General features: G+C 30.8%; 14 protein-coding genes and 1 other RNA gene. 14 read left to right on the top strand and 1 reads right to left on the bottom strand.

The genetic code is table 4. The features are described from left to right. Positions 1-28 precede the first annotated feature (28 nt). The 9 genes from L872_RS04830 to L872_RS0104180 all read left to right on the top strand — a co-directional run bounded on the left by L872_RS04830 (position 29) and on the right by L872_RS0104180 (position 8,789). Positions 29-1,372, top strand: a complete 1,344-nt coding sequence (locus L872_RS04830) for a prolipoprotein diacylglyceryl transferase family protein (RefSeq protein WP_051418474.1) — start codon at positions 29-31, stop codon at positions 1,370-1,372. Positions 1,373-1,400: 28 nt separating this feature from the next. Then, positions 1,401-2,333 carry a DNA-binding protein WhiA gene (whiA, locus tag L872_RS0104145; RefSeq protein WP_027063571.1) on the top strand — a complete coding sequence of 311 codons (933 nt, stop codon included), beginning with the start codon at positions 1,401-1,403 and terminating at the stop codon, positions 2,331-2,333. A gap of 5 nt (positions 2,334-2,338) precedes the next feature. Beyond that, entirely contained in the window at positions 2,339-2,563 is a 225-nt protein-coding gene (locus tag L872_RS0104150; protein WP_036269015.1) for a helix-turn-helix domain-containing protein, read from the top strand. A gap of 85 nt (positions 2,564-2,648) precedes the next feature. Beyond that, positions 2,649-2,939: a preprotein translocase subunit SecG gene (gene secG / locus L872_RS0104155; protein WP_036269018.1), complete on the top strand. Its 291-nt coding sequence runs from the start codon at positions 2,649-2,651 to the stop codon at positions 2,937-2,939. 33 nt (positions 2,940-2,972) lie between these two features. Continuing rightward, positions 2,973-5,090 carry a ribonuclease R gene (gene rnr, locus L872_RS0104160; protein ID WP_027063574.1) on the top strand — a complete coding sequence of 706 codons (2,118 nt, stop codon included), beginning with the start codon at positions 2,973-2,975 and terminating at the stop codon, positions 5,088-5,090. Between the two features lie 16 nt (positions 5,091-5,106). After that, positions 5,107-5,556 carry an SsrA-binding protein SmpB gene (gene smpB / locus L872_RS0104165; protein WP_027063575.1) on the top strand — a complete coding sequence of 150 codons (450 nt, stop codon included), beginning with the start codon at positions 5,107-5,109 and terminating at the stop codon, positions 5,554-5,556. Positions 5,557-5,565: 9 nt separating this feature from the next. Further along, positions 5,566-6,072: a hypothetical protein gene (locus tag L872_RS0104170; protein WP_027063576.1), complete on the top strand. Its 507-nt coding sequence runs from the start codon at positions 5,566-5,568 to the stop codon at positions 6,070-6,072. A gap of 96 nt (positions 6,073-6,168) precedes the next feature. After that, the gene (locus tag L872_RS0104175; RefSeq protein ID WP_027063577.1) at positions 6,169-6,426 is read left to right on the top strand and encodes a hypothetical protein; all 258 of its coding nucleotides are present in this window, start codon (positions 6,169-6,171) and stop codon (positions 6,424-6,426) included. A gap of 38 nt (positions 6,427-6,464) precedes the next feature. After that, positions 6,465-8,789: a PTS transporter subunit EIIC gene (locus L872_RS0104180; protein ID WP_156923114.1), complete on the top strand. Its 2,325-nt coding sequence runs from the start codon at positions 6,465-6,467 to the stop codon at positions 8,787-8,789. Between the two features lie 99 nt (positions 8,790-8,888). On the opposite strand, the gene ssrA is transcribed toward L872_RS0104180, so the two are convergent. Next, positions 8,889-9,296, bottom strand: a transfer-messenger RNA (tmRNA) gene (gene ssrA / locus L872_RS05025). A 78-nt stretch (positions 9,297-9,374) separates the two neighbouring features. Here ssrA and L872_RS04835 point away from each other — a divergent pair. From L872_RS04835 to L872_RS0104205, 5 genes are all read left to right on the top strand, one after another. Beyond that, on the top strand, positions 9,375-9,941 hold the full coding sequence (locus L872_RS04835; RefSeq protein ID WP_051418475.1) for a hypothetical protein: 567 nt from the start codon (positions 9,375-9,377) through the stop codon (positions 9,939-9,941). A gap of 514 nt (positions 9,942-10,455) precedes the next feature. Next, positions 10,456-11,865 (top strand): magnesium transporter, encoded by a 1,410-nt coding sequence (mgtE, locus tag L872_RS0104190; protein WP_027063579.1) that lies wholly within the window; start codon positions 10,456-10,458, stop codon positions 11,863-11,865. Between the two features lie 14 nt (positions 11,866-11,879). After that, positions 11,880-12,542: a tRNA (guanosine(46)-N7)-methyltransferase TrmB gene (gene trmB / locus L872_RS0104195; protein ID WP_027063580.1), complete on the top strand. Its 663-nt coding sequence runs from the start codon at positions 11,880-11,882 to the stop codon at positions 12,540-12,542. Between the two features lie 139 nt (positions 12,543-12,681). After that, positions 12,682-12,843, top strand: coding sequence for a hypothetical protein (locus L872_RS0104200; protein ID WP_156923115.1), 162 nt, complete (start codon positions 12,682-12,684; stop codon positions 12,841-12,843). Positions 12,844-13,234: 391 nt separating this feature from the next. Continuing rightward, positions 13,235-14,671 carry a BMP family ABC transporter substrate-binding protein gene (locus tag L872_RS0104205; protein WP_027063582.1) on the top strand — a complete coding sequence of 479 codons (1,437 nt, stop codon included), beginning with the start codon at positions 13,235-13,237 and terminating at the stop codon, positions 14,669-14,671. Positions 14,672-14,673 lie beyond the last annotated feature (2 nt).

Consider the following 14,673-nt stretch of genomic DNA (forward strand, 5'->3'; position numbering starts at 1 on the left):
TAATAAAAAAAGAACATGGGGTGATACTATGGTTGATTGAATACAAGGCAATAACTGAAATGTTGATGAGACTAAGCACCTATGAGGTTGGGTTAAACCAGACTACGGGTTTATTCACGTTTACGCCCTAGCAATGACACTAGGAATTTTAGTATCAGTAATTTTTTGTCTTTGAAAGTTTTCTCGTCGTGGGTTAAACACGATGGAATTATCAATTGCAGTGATTGTTTTAGTTCCAATTGCTTTAATGGGAGCTAGTTATTTTGGTAAATTGAATGCTGAAGGATATGGACAACATGCCGGAGGTGCTCACGGAATTCAATTGCTTTACTTTTGAGAAGCAGGAATGGCAATTCATGGAGGAATTTATACTTCGACATTTGTTGGCCTAATTATGTTTGCCTTTTTGGGTAAAAAAACCAAGGTTTCTTTATTTACATATATGGATGCAATTTTGCCAAATATTCTTTGAGGTCAAGTAATTGGAAGATGAGGAAATTTCTTTAATCATGAAGTTATGGGGCGTCCACTATACAAAGTAGGGGAAGGTTCGCTACATTTACCTCAATGAATTTTAAATAATACACAAGCTGTTTACAGAGGAAGTGCTGATAATCCTTTTGGATGAATTCCAGGGCAAACTTATCAAATGAACCCAATTTTCTTATGAGAATCATTAGCATTATTAGGGGTTTGAATATTATTTGTTTTGGTATTGCCCTTTGTTGTTAAAATGTTGGGAAATAAACCTTGAAAAGTAAATCCTGATAAATATGCTTTTGATCTTAAATTTAGTTTCAAAAAATTCTTTATGCCATGAGTAAAAAGTGACCAAAAGTCTCACAAGCAAGTTTGAGATGATGCGTTTGTTTTTAATACAAGTGACAGTAATAAAGAAGCCTATTTAGCACAAATATCAAAAATTCAAGACGGTCCGGGAAATAGATTTAAAAAACGCTGACAATCTGGAAAAGCCCTAGTCGAAGCTAACAACCCACATCATTACAAAGTTATTAAAGCTGGGTTTGAAGGGTTTGCATTCTTCTTTGGTTGAAATTTAGTACGTTTTTGTTTGGAAATGGAACGACCTGATGATCATTTATTTATTATGTATAACAAGCCACTTTCGTTGACAGTTATTGGTTTAACTGCTTTGGCAGGATTAATTGGAATGATTCTAACACAATACGGAATCCCACAATTATTTAGAAAGCCAGGGTATTTATACGAAAAAGATTATTTTGGAATTGTTACACCAACAAAAGCTGTTTCTAATGCTTTGCCACCAACTAAGGTTAAACCTGCAAAACAAAGTAAGCAAACTGCTAAAGAACAAAAAGCTCTTGAAAAGTTAAAGCGTTTAGAAAAATAATAAAAACAGAGAACAGGAGTGTGAGAGTATGTCGTTTGCTTTAGAAGTCAAAGAAGAAATAATCTCGCACACTTTCTCAACTCAACAGCGAAAAGCATTACTTAATGGTTTTATAAGAAACAATGCTGAAATGATCTTTTCTAATGGAAAAGAAAAGTTAAAATTAGTAACAATTAGTAATCGAATTGCTCGAAGTTTATTAAGTTTTTGCAAAGAATTTTTTGATGGACAAATTGAAATTTCTGTTATTCAATCGCAAATTTTAAAAAAACAAAAGACTTTTCAAATAACTTTAATCGATAATTTAAATAATTTTTTAAAAGAAATTGGCATTTATGATGAAAATTTTCAAAAACAAGATTTTAGTTTTAAAAATTTTAAAAAAGAAAGCTCGTTGTTAAGAGCTTATATTGCTGGTGTTTTTATAGCTACTGGTTCAGTTAATTCTCCAGAAACGACTAATTATCATTTAGAAGTACAATTTAAAGACAAAGCAGCAGCAATAAATTTTGTGACAATTACTGATTTATTTAACTTTGAATTTAAAATTTTAGAGCGAAAAAATAATCGGTATATCTGTTATATTAAAAAATCACTGATGGTTTCTGACTTTATCAAGCTAATTGATGCTTCCAAAGCAGTCATGGCATTTGAAAATCAACGAATATCACGAGATGTTTATAATAATATTAATCGGATGAATAATATTGATATTTCTAATCAAACTAAGGCACTAGCAGCTGGTCAAAAGCAAATTGAACAAATAAATCACATTAAAAATCGTAAAATGTTCCATTTGCTATCAAAAAAAGCACAAATTTTAGCAAAATTGAGATTAGAAAACCCCGAAGCGCCTTTTAGTGAGTTAGAATATATTATGAATAGCCAAGGAACCCCAATTACAAAATCTGGGGTAAGCAACTTGTTTAAATCAATTAAAAAAATTAGTGAAGAGGTGTAGTTGAAATGACAATAGAGAAAAAAGATGACATTATTGACATATTAAGCAGAAATATGAAAAAATTGAGAACTAAAGCAAAAATTACTCAGGAAGAATTAAGTTTTAGATCAGGGTTACACAGAAACTATATTTCTGATTCTGAAAGAGGGCGCAGAAATGTGTCTTTAAAAGTAATTGAAAAAATAGCTGAGGGACTTGGAGTCGAAGTTAAAGATTTGTTTAAAAAATAATATTTCAAAAATGGGGTTCCCCATTTTTATTTTGTTCAAAGTTTAGTATGATATATATAATGAAAGTAGAAGGGCAAGAAAAATCATGTTAAATACAGTTATTAATTTATTCGCTTCAAGTACGGGAAGCAAAATCATATTAGGTTTAGAAATTGTTGCGATGATTGTTGCAGTAGTTATGGTAATCGTTGGTCTTTTACAAAATAAAAAATCACAAACAGGATTAAGCGCAATTAATGGGGGAAATGAAGAATTGTTTTCTAACTCAAAAGAACGTGGAATGGACAAGACCTTATCTATTTGAATGTTATCTTTAGGAATTGTGTTCTTCATAGTAGCTTTAGTTATTTGTATCTTAACAAACACTATTCTTTAATAGTGTTTTTTATATATTGGTCAAGGAGAGAAAATGGAAAAAAGAATTATAGAAGTATTGCAACAAAACAATGACAAGATGTCATTTGATTTGTTGGCAAATAAAATAAGAGCCACAGATCATATGGCTTTTTTAGAGATTTTAAAAATGATGAGTGAAGAAAACGCAATAGCAATTTCCCCAGCAAATAATATATATTTATTGAATGACCGTCGCTACTTACATGGAATTTTAAAATTAAATGCCAAAGGGTTTGGTTTTGTATCAAATTTAAACGATTCTGAACATGAGGATTATTTTGTTCCCCCAGTAAGTTTGAACGGAACTTTTACAAATGATGAAGTAGTTTATACAATTAAAACTGAACTTGATGGTCGTTTACGCGCTGAAGTTGTCGAATTAGTTAAACGTGAAAAAACTTCAATTATGGGTGAAATTACAAAGTCTCGTGATGGAAGATTTTTAGACTTTATTCCAATGGATAAATCATTTTCCAATTTTCGGGTAATTATGGTTAATAAAGCTGACTTTGACTTAAAAGATAATTTAATTGTTAAAGCTAAAATTTTAGAACTAAAAGATCGTAAGTTATTCGTGCGTCTTAAAAAAGTTATTGGAGATGCTACTAAAGCAGCAGATAGAATCATTTCAATTGCTGAAGAACTAGACATTCGTACTGAGTTTCCTAAACGAGTATTAACCAATGCTGAAGAAGTTAATATTCCATTAAGTCAACAACCAGAATTGATTAAAAAACGTATGAAACACTCACTTTTAGACAAAATGGTTGTGACAATTGATGGGGTTGACTCAAAAGATTTAGATGACGCAATTCATGTAGAAAAAATGTCAAATGGTCATTTTAAATTAATTGTAGCCATTGCTGATGTTTCACATTATGTACAACCCAAATCAGCGTTAGACAATGAGGCCTTGTTAAGAGGAAACTCAACTTATCTAGCAAATAAAGTAATCCCAATGCTGCCAAGAATTTTATCAGATGATTTATGTTCATTAAATCCAAATACTGAAAAATTAGCATTAGCTTGTGAAATGGAATTTGATCAAACTGGAAAAATGCTTTCAAAAAAAGTTTATGAAACTATTATGATTTCTAAAGTCAGACTAAATTATAATGAGGTTAACGAGTACTTTGCTAACCAAGTATGAAATCATTGTGAAGAATCACGTTTAATGATGGATGCAGCTTTTGAATTATATAAATTAATTGATGCTGTCAAAATTAAGCGAGGAACAATCAATTTTGGTGTTCGTGAAGCTAAAGTTGTTATGGATAAAGATTCAAATGTTGTTGAAATTAAGGCTCGTGAAACTGGAGAATCAGAACAACTAATCGAACAGTTCATGGTTAGTGCAAATGAAGCAGTTGCCGAAATTGTTTTTGATCGTGAATTGCCATTTGTTTATCGTAATCACGGAAAGCCCGAAGAACAAGATTTAATTACTTGATATACATCATTGAAGTCTTTTGGAATTGATCCAAAATTGACACCAAAAGAAATGCTTGATCCAATTAATATTAATAAAACATTATTACAAATTGATAATCAAACTAGTGACCCAATTGAAAAAGAGCTTTTGAATTTATCATTATTACGTTACATGGATAAAGCTAAATATAGCTTGGAAAATATTGGACACTTTGGGTTATCAAGTAAATGCTATACTCACTTTACATCACCAATTCGTCGATACAGTGATTTAATGGTCCACCGTTACTTGAAGCAATATATTTTAAATAATGACACTCGTGATTTTATGTTAGAAAAAAATATTGCTTTTATTGATAGAGCATGTGCAATAATTAATGATACTGAAGTTACTTCAGTAGAATGTGAACGTGAAGTTATTAAGGCATGTATGGTTGAATATATGGCTGATAAAGTTGGTAATATCTATGAAGGAACAATTGCAGTAGCTTTAAAATTTGGAATTTTTGTTCAATTAGAAAACATGGTTGAAGGATTAGTTCATATTTCAAACCTTGAAGAAGGAATTGTTTATGATGAAACTAACCAAGTTTTAATTAAGAAAGATAATACTTTTTATCGTATGGGACAAAAAGTTAAAGTTAAAGTTATTGGAGCAGATATCAAAAAACGTACAATTGATTTTCAAGTAGTAAAATAATCTAAAGGAGGATCTTATGGGTGAACATGTAATTGTTAATAATAAAAAAGCCTATTTTAACTATGAGATTCTCGAAAAATGAGAAGCTGGACTAGTTTTAAATGGGCCAGAAATTAAATCAATCCGCAATAAAGAAGTTTCAATTGCTGAGGCATTTATTTTAATTCGTAAAGAAGAAGCTTTTATTATTAATATGAATATTAATAAGTATGAATATGCTAATAATATTAAGGGAATTGAACCGACACGTAATCGTAAGTTATTGTTACATAAAAAAGAAATTAAGAAGATGTTGGAACGAATCAAATTAGAAAATTTAACAGTTGTTCCATTACGAGTTTATTTAAAAGGCAATTATGCGAAAATTGAGCTGGGACTTGGTCGTGGGAAAAAGAACTATGACAAGCGTGAAACAATTAAAAAACGTGATGTTGAAAGACGAGAACTTGCCAAAAACAAGTACTAAGAGGTAACTATGAATCTAGCACAAACAAATACAACAACAATGCCGATTTGATTTTGAATAATTGTTTTTCTTTTAACAGCTCTTGGAATTGCTTTAGGTATTTGAAGTTTTATGAGTGGTTTTAAAAGTATTAGTAAGCCTAAAAGTAATCACCAAATTGATGAAATTTTATTAACAAAAAAATATTCTTGAACTGAAGTAGAACAATTGCCTGAATCAACAGGACTTTACATAATGTTTATTGGTCAAAAGTATAATGATAAAGAATTTTTTATCCCTATTTTTATTGAAAAGGCGACAAATATCAAAGCTGAAGTTTTAACTTTAAAAAAGTTAATCATTGAAGGCAAAGAAAAGACACTTGGAGCCGAAATAACTAGTTATTTAATGCAAAAACAATTAACAGCAGCCGATATTAATTTTTACTTTATTGATGTCCCAAAAGAGTCTTTAGATGAAGGTTTGCAGAAGTATTTGGAAGCAACAAATGCAGCTAAAAGAGGATTTAAAAAATAAATAAGCAACCAAAATCTTAGTTTTGGTTTTTTTTGGTTTTTTTGGAGAATTTTCCGAGGTCTTTATTATATAATTACTAATGTTAGGGGGGATTAAATGTTACTAGCAGAATTAGTTTCAAACCAAAAGGTAATTGTAGGAGCTTCACTTGCAGTTATCGGTGCAATCATTGCTGCGGTTTTCTTATGACTTTATTTTTGACAAAGAAAAAAAGCTGAACGTCGTGGTGATTTTTATAAATACAAACAAGAATCAAAAACTATATGAGATTTTATGAAGAAAAACTTTGTCTTTTATGTTTTTTTATTCGGGCTTGTAATGTTTGTTACTGGTTTTGTGACAGCAATATTTTAATTAACTAACCAAATTATAAAAATTTGAAAGGGGATCTTATGGGGACACAAACCGTAAGTACAGGTAAAGCACACAATGGTTTTATTGCAGGACTATCTAAGTTCAAAAGCGGAATCATGCCAACTTTATCTAAATTAAGTAAAGCGTTTTTACTACCAATCGCGTTACTACCAATCGCCGGAGTATTTCTAGGAGTTGGGGCAGCTGTTGCTAATGCAGCAGACCCACAATCATTTCTATGATACTTTGGGACAGTTATGAATAAAATGGGGGATGTTGCTTTTGGTAACTTGCCTGTTCTATTCTGTATTTCAGTTGCTTTAGCATATACTAAAGACGCTGGGGTTGCTGCATTAACAGCTGTAGTAGGATTTTTAGTAATGAATGCATTACAAGGAGCATTATTACATCCAACAATGGTTTCTGCATCTGAAGAATTAGTTAAACAATATAAAGCTTTGTTTAATGGATTTTGAGAAGGAAAAGAAGTTGTAGTTGGAATGGAAGTACCAAATCTTGATGCTGCTGGAAAAGTCTTGTATTCATTATTATGACATGACAATATTCCAAATGGTCTAATTACATCAAACTTAGGTGTTCAATCTTTAAACACTGGAGTTTTTGCAGGAATTTTTGTTGGAGCAATTTCAGCAAAATGTTACAACAGTTTCCACAAAACTCAATTGCCATCAGCAATTAGTTTCTTTAGTGGAACAAAATTAGTACCAATTATTACATTTTTCGCTGTTATTCCTTTAGGTTTCATATTCGTGTTCTTCTGACCATGAATTGGACAAGGATTAGCATACTTTGGAACAAAATCAGGAGATATTCCAGTTAAAGGAATTGATTCATTAGTTTTTGAAATGATTGAACGTTCATTAGTACCATTTGGACTACACCACGTGTTCTATTCACCATTATGATGAACAAGTGCGGGGGGGTCTATTGCTGATGTAGTTACTCGTGCAAATAACGAATGAATTGTTAACGGTAATCCAGCTGGATTAATTAACGGATTATCAATGATTGATTGACAAGATAAAGCTTCAGCATTTGCTGGACACTCAATAACATGAGAAGAATTCTTTAAAGCTGTAACAAATGATAAAAAATTATTTGGAGCAATGGGTGATCAAACAATGATGGCCGCTTTAATTGGAAGCATTAATAATGAAGTTGGAATTAACTTTACATCATTTGAGTTATTAGGATTAAACCTAGGACGTTTCCAATCTGGTAAGTTTGGATTTATGTTATTAGGATTACCAATGGCTGCATTGGCAATGTGATTTAATGTACCAAAAGAAAATCGTCGAAACGTTATGGGAATTTACTTCTCAGCTGCGTTCACTTGTTTCTTAACAGGAATTACAGAACCAATTGAATATACTTTCTTATTCTTAGCACCATGATTATTCTATGGAGTGCATATGCCATTGGCAGCGCTTTCATTCATGTTTGCTGGAATGTTACAAACTCACGTATCAATGACTGTTTCAGGAGGATTTATCGATTACATCGTATTCGGAATTATTCCATTCTTTAACGGGGCAATGTCAGCAGTATCAGCATTTGGTGTTCTAGGAGTTGCCGCCTTAATGGGACCTGTATACTTCTTAGCATTCTACTTCGCAGTAAAATACGGAAAAGTAATGGTTCCAGGACGTGATACATCAGGACCAGCAGAATTATTTACAAAAGATGATTATAAAGCATCAAAAGGTCAAAACCGTGATGGATCAAAAATTGCTGATGTTGAAGCTTCAACAGGAACAAGTAAATGAACTACTTCTTCAAATCCAACAGAAATCGCTAGATATGAAAAAGCAGCTAAAATTATTGATTTCTTAGGTGGAGAAGCAAACATCACTGACGTTGATTCATGTGCTTCACGTTTAAGATTGACAGTTATTGATTCAAGTCTTGTAGATAAAGATGGAATTATGTCTTTAGGTGGATCAACTGGAGCTTTAGTTAGAGGAACAAACGTACAAGTAGTTTATGGTGGAGAACAAGAAGCCATTAAACCACGTATGAAAGAAATCCTTGATATTCAAAGATCTCAGCCAAAAGCTACTGTTGAAGTTAAAACTGAAACTACAAAAGTTGAGGTTTCTCAACCAGAAGTTAAAGAAACTACTGTAATTGAAACAAAAAAAGTAGCAGCTTCTAAGCCAGCGGTTAAAAAGCCAGCAGCTAAAAAAGTGGCAACTGCAAAACCAGTTGCGACTAAATCAGCAGCGGTTAAAAAGCCAGCAGCTAAAAAAGTTGAACCTAAGAAAACAACTGTTTCTAAGTCAACAACTGCAAAGCCAGCAGCTAAAAAGCCAGCAGCTAAAAAAGTTGAAACTACAAAATAGTTAAAAATAATTATTAGAATCCTAGGGGTATTAAAACCCTTGGGATTTTTTTAAATAAAAAAACTTAGCAAATTACGCTAAGTTGGTTGATTTCTTTAATGGTGGAGATGGCGGGAATCGAACCCGCGTCCAAAATACTTCACCATGCAACGTCTACAGTTTAGTCATGTTTTCTAACTCGACAGTGTTACTAAAACTAACAAAAGTTAAGCACGTCGTTCGTAATTAATTTCAAAGTTATTTATTACGATGATAACTTCTATCAAACTTGGGTAATACATATAACATATAAAGCTTGAAATATAGTTATATGTTGAATGCTTTCAGTTCTAAGACTTATTAAGCAGCAAAGTTTGCTGCTCCAGCAAATTCATTATTGAACATAAATGCTGGCATTTCAAAATTTTCTTCGTTTTTGTTTGCATTTTATCAAACCTAGAAGTAGTATGGTCTACCAGACCACTGCAGTTGCATGGCGGCATATCCTGTCGAAACCGGGACATCCCCATATAAAAATTATATCTCTAAAACCCAAATAAACTTTAAGGATTTGCTAAAATAATATACAAGTGAGGAAAAAAAAGAATGAAACAAATTTATAATGCCGGAAGTATGTTTAACGAAGCCCAAGTAAATCAACGTAAGTTAGAAGGGAAAAACTTGCGACAAGCCTTTCCTAATTTTACTATTTCAAACCCAATTGATTTTGATACAAATTTAGGTAATTGTCCAACACCTTTAGAAATTTGAGATGCTGATTACAAGTGTGTACGAGATTCACAATATATCATCTTTGAATTAGATAGTCTTGATCACGGAATGATTATGGAATTTGCCTTAGCAATAGAGCAAGCAAAAACTACTCAATTGGATAAAGTTTTAATTCCTGTGATTTCAGATTTTCGCTATCACCAAAAGTCATCAACAAAACAATTAAACGAATTTTCAATTAATCATTTTGTTTTTGGAGCTATTTTTGATACTCAGTTAAATCAAGAAAACCGTATTTGATTAGCTAAATCTCATAATCAAGCAATTGAAATGATTCAAAATAATGAGGATTTTATCAGTACTAATGACAACCAATACTTAAATAAAAATAAAGCGTTAGATTGTAAATTTATTTATGCTGATGGTTCAATGTACTTCTAAAATTGCAAAACTTTAGTACTCAAGATAAAAATTAAATTCACTAAAACTTATAAAATAACTAAGGTTTTATTTGCTTGTTAACAGGTTAGAAGTTGATTAGCCCACAAGTGTTCTAATTCTATTTTTACTTTGTAAGTATTTACTTTTAAAATTGAAGATGTAAAATATAAGTAATCGCAAGAGGAAGACTACGCATTCACTGGAATGAAGAGATTTAGTAGATCCGTCTACAATCTAACTCGGAAAAGACACCAAGGTGTCTTTTTTTGTTCTAAAATAATTTCGTGGAAAGGTGTCAGCATTAAAATAATAAATGAAATTAATAAAGAACAAGAAATAAAAGAAGGTCAAAAGTTTGTGATTATTTTTCCAGTTTAAATTAAATAGTTTTTTCTTATTTTTTTCTGTTTAATAAGCTTTTGTTTTATTTAGATTATCGTTATTCACTAAGTAACTTTGGTATACTTTTTGATAAAATAATATTATATGTAAAATAGGTAAATAGGAGAATTAAATGTTAAATATTTCGGAACTCGAAAAACTCTTAATTGAGGCTAGTGAATCAAAAAACATTAAGCAAGTAAGAGAAATTTCTAAACAGTGTCAATATGTTGATTTTGCTGAGGCCTTAGAACAAACTGATGAAAAAGTAGTTTTAAGAATTTTTCGTATGCTTGAAGTAGAACAGGCAGCTGAAATTTTTACTTATCTTTCTTCAGAACATCAAGAATTTATTATTAACTCATTTACGTCAGCTGAAGTTCAAGAGATTGTTGATGAATTGTATACTGACGATATTATTGATGTTATTGATGATATGCCAGCTCAAGTAGTTAAAAAAGTTTTAAAAGCTGCAACAAAAGAACAACGTAAAGAAATCAATAGTATTTTAAAGTATGAAGAAGAAACTGCTGGAGGAATAATGTCAGTTAACTTCACAGAGTTAAAAGCTGATGATACAGTTGAAAAAGCAATTAAAATTATTCGTCGTCGTCATGAAGACTTTGATGAAATTGATGATTTATATGTTACAGATAGTAATGGAAAACTTGTTGGGCACATTGAAATTAAGGACTTAATTTTAAATCAACCAACTCAAAAAATGGAAGAAATTATGAACTCGAAAATAGTTTCAGTGCCTAGTGAACTTGATCAAGAAGAAGTAGGAATCATTTTTAAACGTTATGATCTTAATACATTACCAGTTGTTGATAAACAACAACATTTAATTGGAATTATTACAGTTGATGATGTTATTGATGTTTTAGTTGAAGAAGCGACTGAGGATTTACAAAAGTTTGCTGGAATTAATGATGCTGAGTCAGATTATTTTGAAACTGGAATTTTTAAAATGTTTAAATCTCGTTCAATTTGATTAATAGCAATGTTAATTTTGGGAACAATTACTCAAATCTTATTAGTAGTATTTTTCAATATTTATAGTAGTCAAGATGGCACACAAAGTAGTAGTGATCAATTGTTATTGTTATTAGTACCAATGTTGTTAATTGTGGCAGGGATTGCGGGAAGTAGTGGTAATCAATCAGCATTAATGATGGTTCGGTCATTGTCATTACGTCAAATTCATAAAAAAGAAGTTAAAGAGATTATTTTAAAAGAGTTTACGGTCTCAATTTTAATCACAATGCCGTTAGTAGTAATAAATATTGTTCGACTGATTTTAATATATTTAGTGCAATATAATGGTCATTTAGCAGATTCAAATATTTGAATTGCCATTGGAACAAGTTCTTTGGGGTTAATTTTAAGTTTAGTATTTGCCAATATTTTAGGATGTATGTTACCGTTATTAGCAAAAACATTCAAATTAGATCCAACTTTAGCGTCATCACCATTAGTAACAACTTTAGTAGATATTGCAGCTGTAGGAATCTTTTTAGGTGTTGGAACTGCGTTTTTATAAAATAAGGGAGAAATATGAGATTACGAAATAAACCATGAACTGATGAATTTTTAGTTACCAATCAAAAATATTTGATAAGTTGAAATAGACCAGCAAAAATTGTTTTTAATAAAGAGTTTAAGAATGATGCACCCGTTTATTTAGAAATTGGTTGTGGTAAAGGAAATTTTATTACTCAACACGCGTTATTAAATCCATCAATTAATTTTATTGGTATGGAAAAAGAAAAAACTGTTGTAGGAGTAGCACTTAAAAAAACTTTAGCAACGTTTGAAAATAAACCATTAAATAACTTAAAATATTTCAATGATTTTGCTGAAGATTTAAGTGACATGTTTGAAGATAATTCAATTGATCAAATCTTTTTGAATTTCTCAGATCCTTGACCTAAGTCACGTCATGCAAAGAAACGATTAACTTATGTAAAGTTTCTAGATATTTATTCAAAAATATTAAAGCCTAATGGTGAACTACACTTTAAAACTGATAATGATGGTTTGTTTGCATCAACACTAGAAAATTTAGAGTTGACAGATAAATGAGAAATCATCAGCCAAACAACTGATTTGTACAATGATGAGGAATTGCTAAAAAATAATATTCCAACAGAATATGAAACTAAATTTCATAATTTAGGTAAAAATATCAATAAACTTATTATAAGAAATGTTAAATAGGAGGATTCCTATTTTTTTATTTTTGGGTCTTTAAGCAATAAAAAATTGCTTTAGTGATAAGATAAAAGAGTAGAGTATTTAAAAAATTACTTTACATTGACATATTAATATCATTCTTGAATGAGGAGGAAAATATATTATGACAAAAGACTTAAATTGTACATGTGGTGACAACAAAACTACAAAATCTAATTGCGCTGAAAGTAAAACTGAATGTGCTAGTTGTGATTGCAAGTGTGCTAATTCATGTGATACATGCGCAAATTGTAACTGTACTTGTCAAAAAAGCTGTCAAGCATAATATAAAATACAAAAGGGTTTTAAACCCTTTTTGTTTTTTTCAAACAATTAATTAAAATGGAAATTCTTTTTTTGAAATTAGAATAATAATTAGTATGAAGACAGAAAAATGTGTTATTTTTAGCGTTTTCCCCATTTCAACATTAGAAATTTAAAAAGAAAAAACGGAATTTTTTATTATAAGAAAAATTTTCCCCTTTTTAATTAAGAAAACTATATACTAAAAATAACTTAATATGAGAAAACTTACATAGGGTAGCAAATGGGCTACTGACTCCACCCCTTGCCAAAGAAGGGACTGTAAGTATGAACTTATAAGTTTTCTGTCTAACAACAGAAAACTTTTTTGCGAAAAACCCTTTGTTTTCTTTGAAAGGATGAAAGGGAAATATATGAAAAAACTTATGCTATCTTTATACACAGCTTCGGCGATTGCTGTGACGTCTACTAGTGTGATTTCGTGTATACCAGCAAGTTATGCAAAAGGACCTGTTGGACAAAGAGTCTTATTAGTAACAGATGGTGGAAATGTAAGCGATAAATCCTTCAATGAAGGATCATATAATGCAATCAAAAAATATGCTAGAGAATTAGACGAATGAAATGATATTCAAGACATTTCATACGATGGTACTGGTAATTATGTTGAAGCATCAGAACATACAGCTTCAGGTTTAATCAGTGGTTACAAAATGGCTACTTTTAAACAAGCAGACGCAATGGTATTGTCAGGATTCATTCATGTCGGAACAATTGAAGTAGCTTCAAAATTAATGGAAGATAAAAGTATTATTTTAGCTGATGGAATAGCAGATTATTCTGATGGTAAAAATCAAAATGTTATTAGTATTAGTTTTAATTCGGAATTAGCTGGATTTGCCGCTGGGTATGATGCTGCAGTTTGAGCTAATCAAAACTTAGATAAAGTTGACCCTCATAAAAAGGGAAAAATTGCGATTGGAACATTTGCTGGAATGTCATCAAAATATTCTGTTGATAATTACATGTGAGGATTAATTTTGGGAATGGATGTCTTTAACTTAGTACATCAAAAACAAATTGAATCTGGAAAATATAAAGAAGTTGTTTTGGCAAATAACTATGATTCAAAACAAGATAAGTATTTGTCAATTTCAGAAACTAATGTTCAAGGAACAACAGATGCTCGTTGATTTTCACAATCATTTGCATTAGGAGGGGCTACTTCATCGGGAATTTTAGACCGTTTGATAACTCAAAATAAGGCAGATGTTATTTTCCCAGTAGCTGGACCACAAATTTCTGATGTGTTAAGTTTTTCAGGGGCTGCTTATAATCCTTATATAATCGGAGTTGATGTTGACCAAGTTGAATCATTTCCAAGTTATGAGGGTCGTTTTATAACAAGTGCTGTTAAAAACTTAGAACAAGCTATTACTGATGAATTAAGACGATCAAAATCACTAAAAACTGTTGTTGATAAAAATAATAAAGTATGAGAAGCAAACAAAAACGATATCGATTCAGAGCAAGAATCACCAATTGATGATGGAAACATTGCAAAATCACGTTCTAACTGATCTGTTGATACTTTTGGTGGTAAAAACTTGTCTAAACATACTTATGTTAAATATCAAGAAAAACAAGATTCAAGAATATCTAATGTAAATGAAGGCGAAGATATTACTGATGTCGCTGAACTTATTAAACAAGCATTTGCTAATACTGGTGAAAATGTTAGTGATTATATGCAAGGAAAAACAATTCATGAGGCAGCTTTAAAAATCAAAGAATTATATGACAAAGATAATAGTTGATTACAAACTGCTGATCAAGAAGGATTTGAATAATA

The organism is Mesoplasma seiffertii ATCC 49495 (assembly GCF_000518725.1).
Classification (GTDB): domain Bacteria; phylum Bacillota_I; class Bacilli_A; order Mycoplasmatales; family Mycoplasmataceae; genus Tullyiplasma; species Tullyiplasma seiffertii.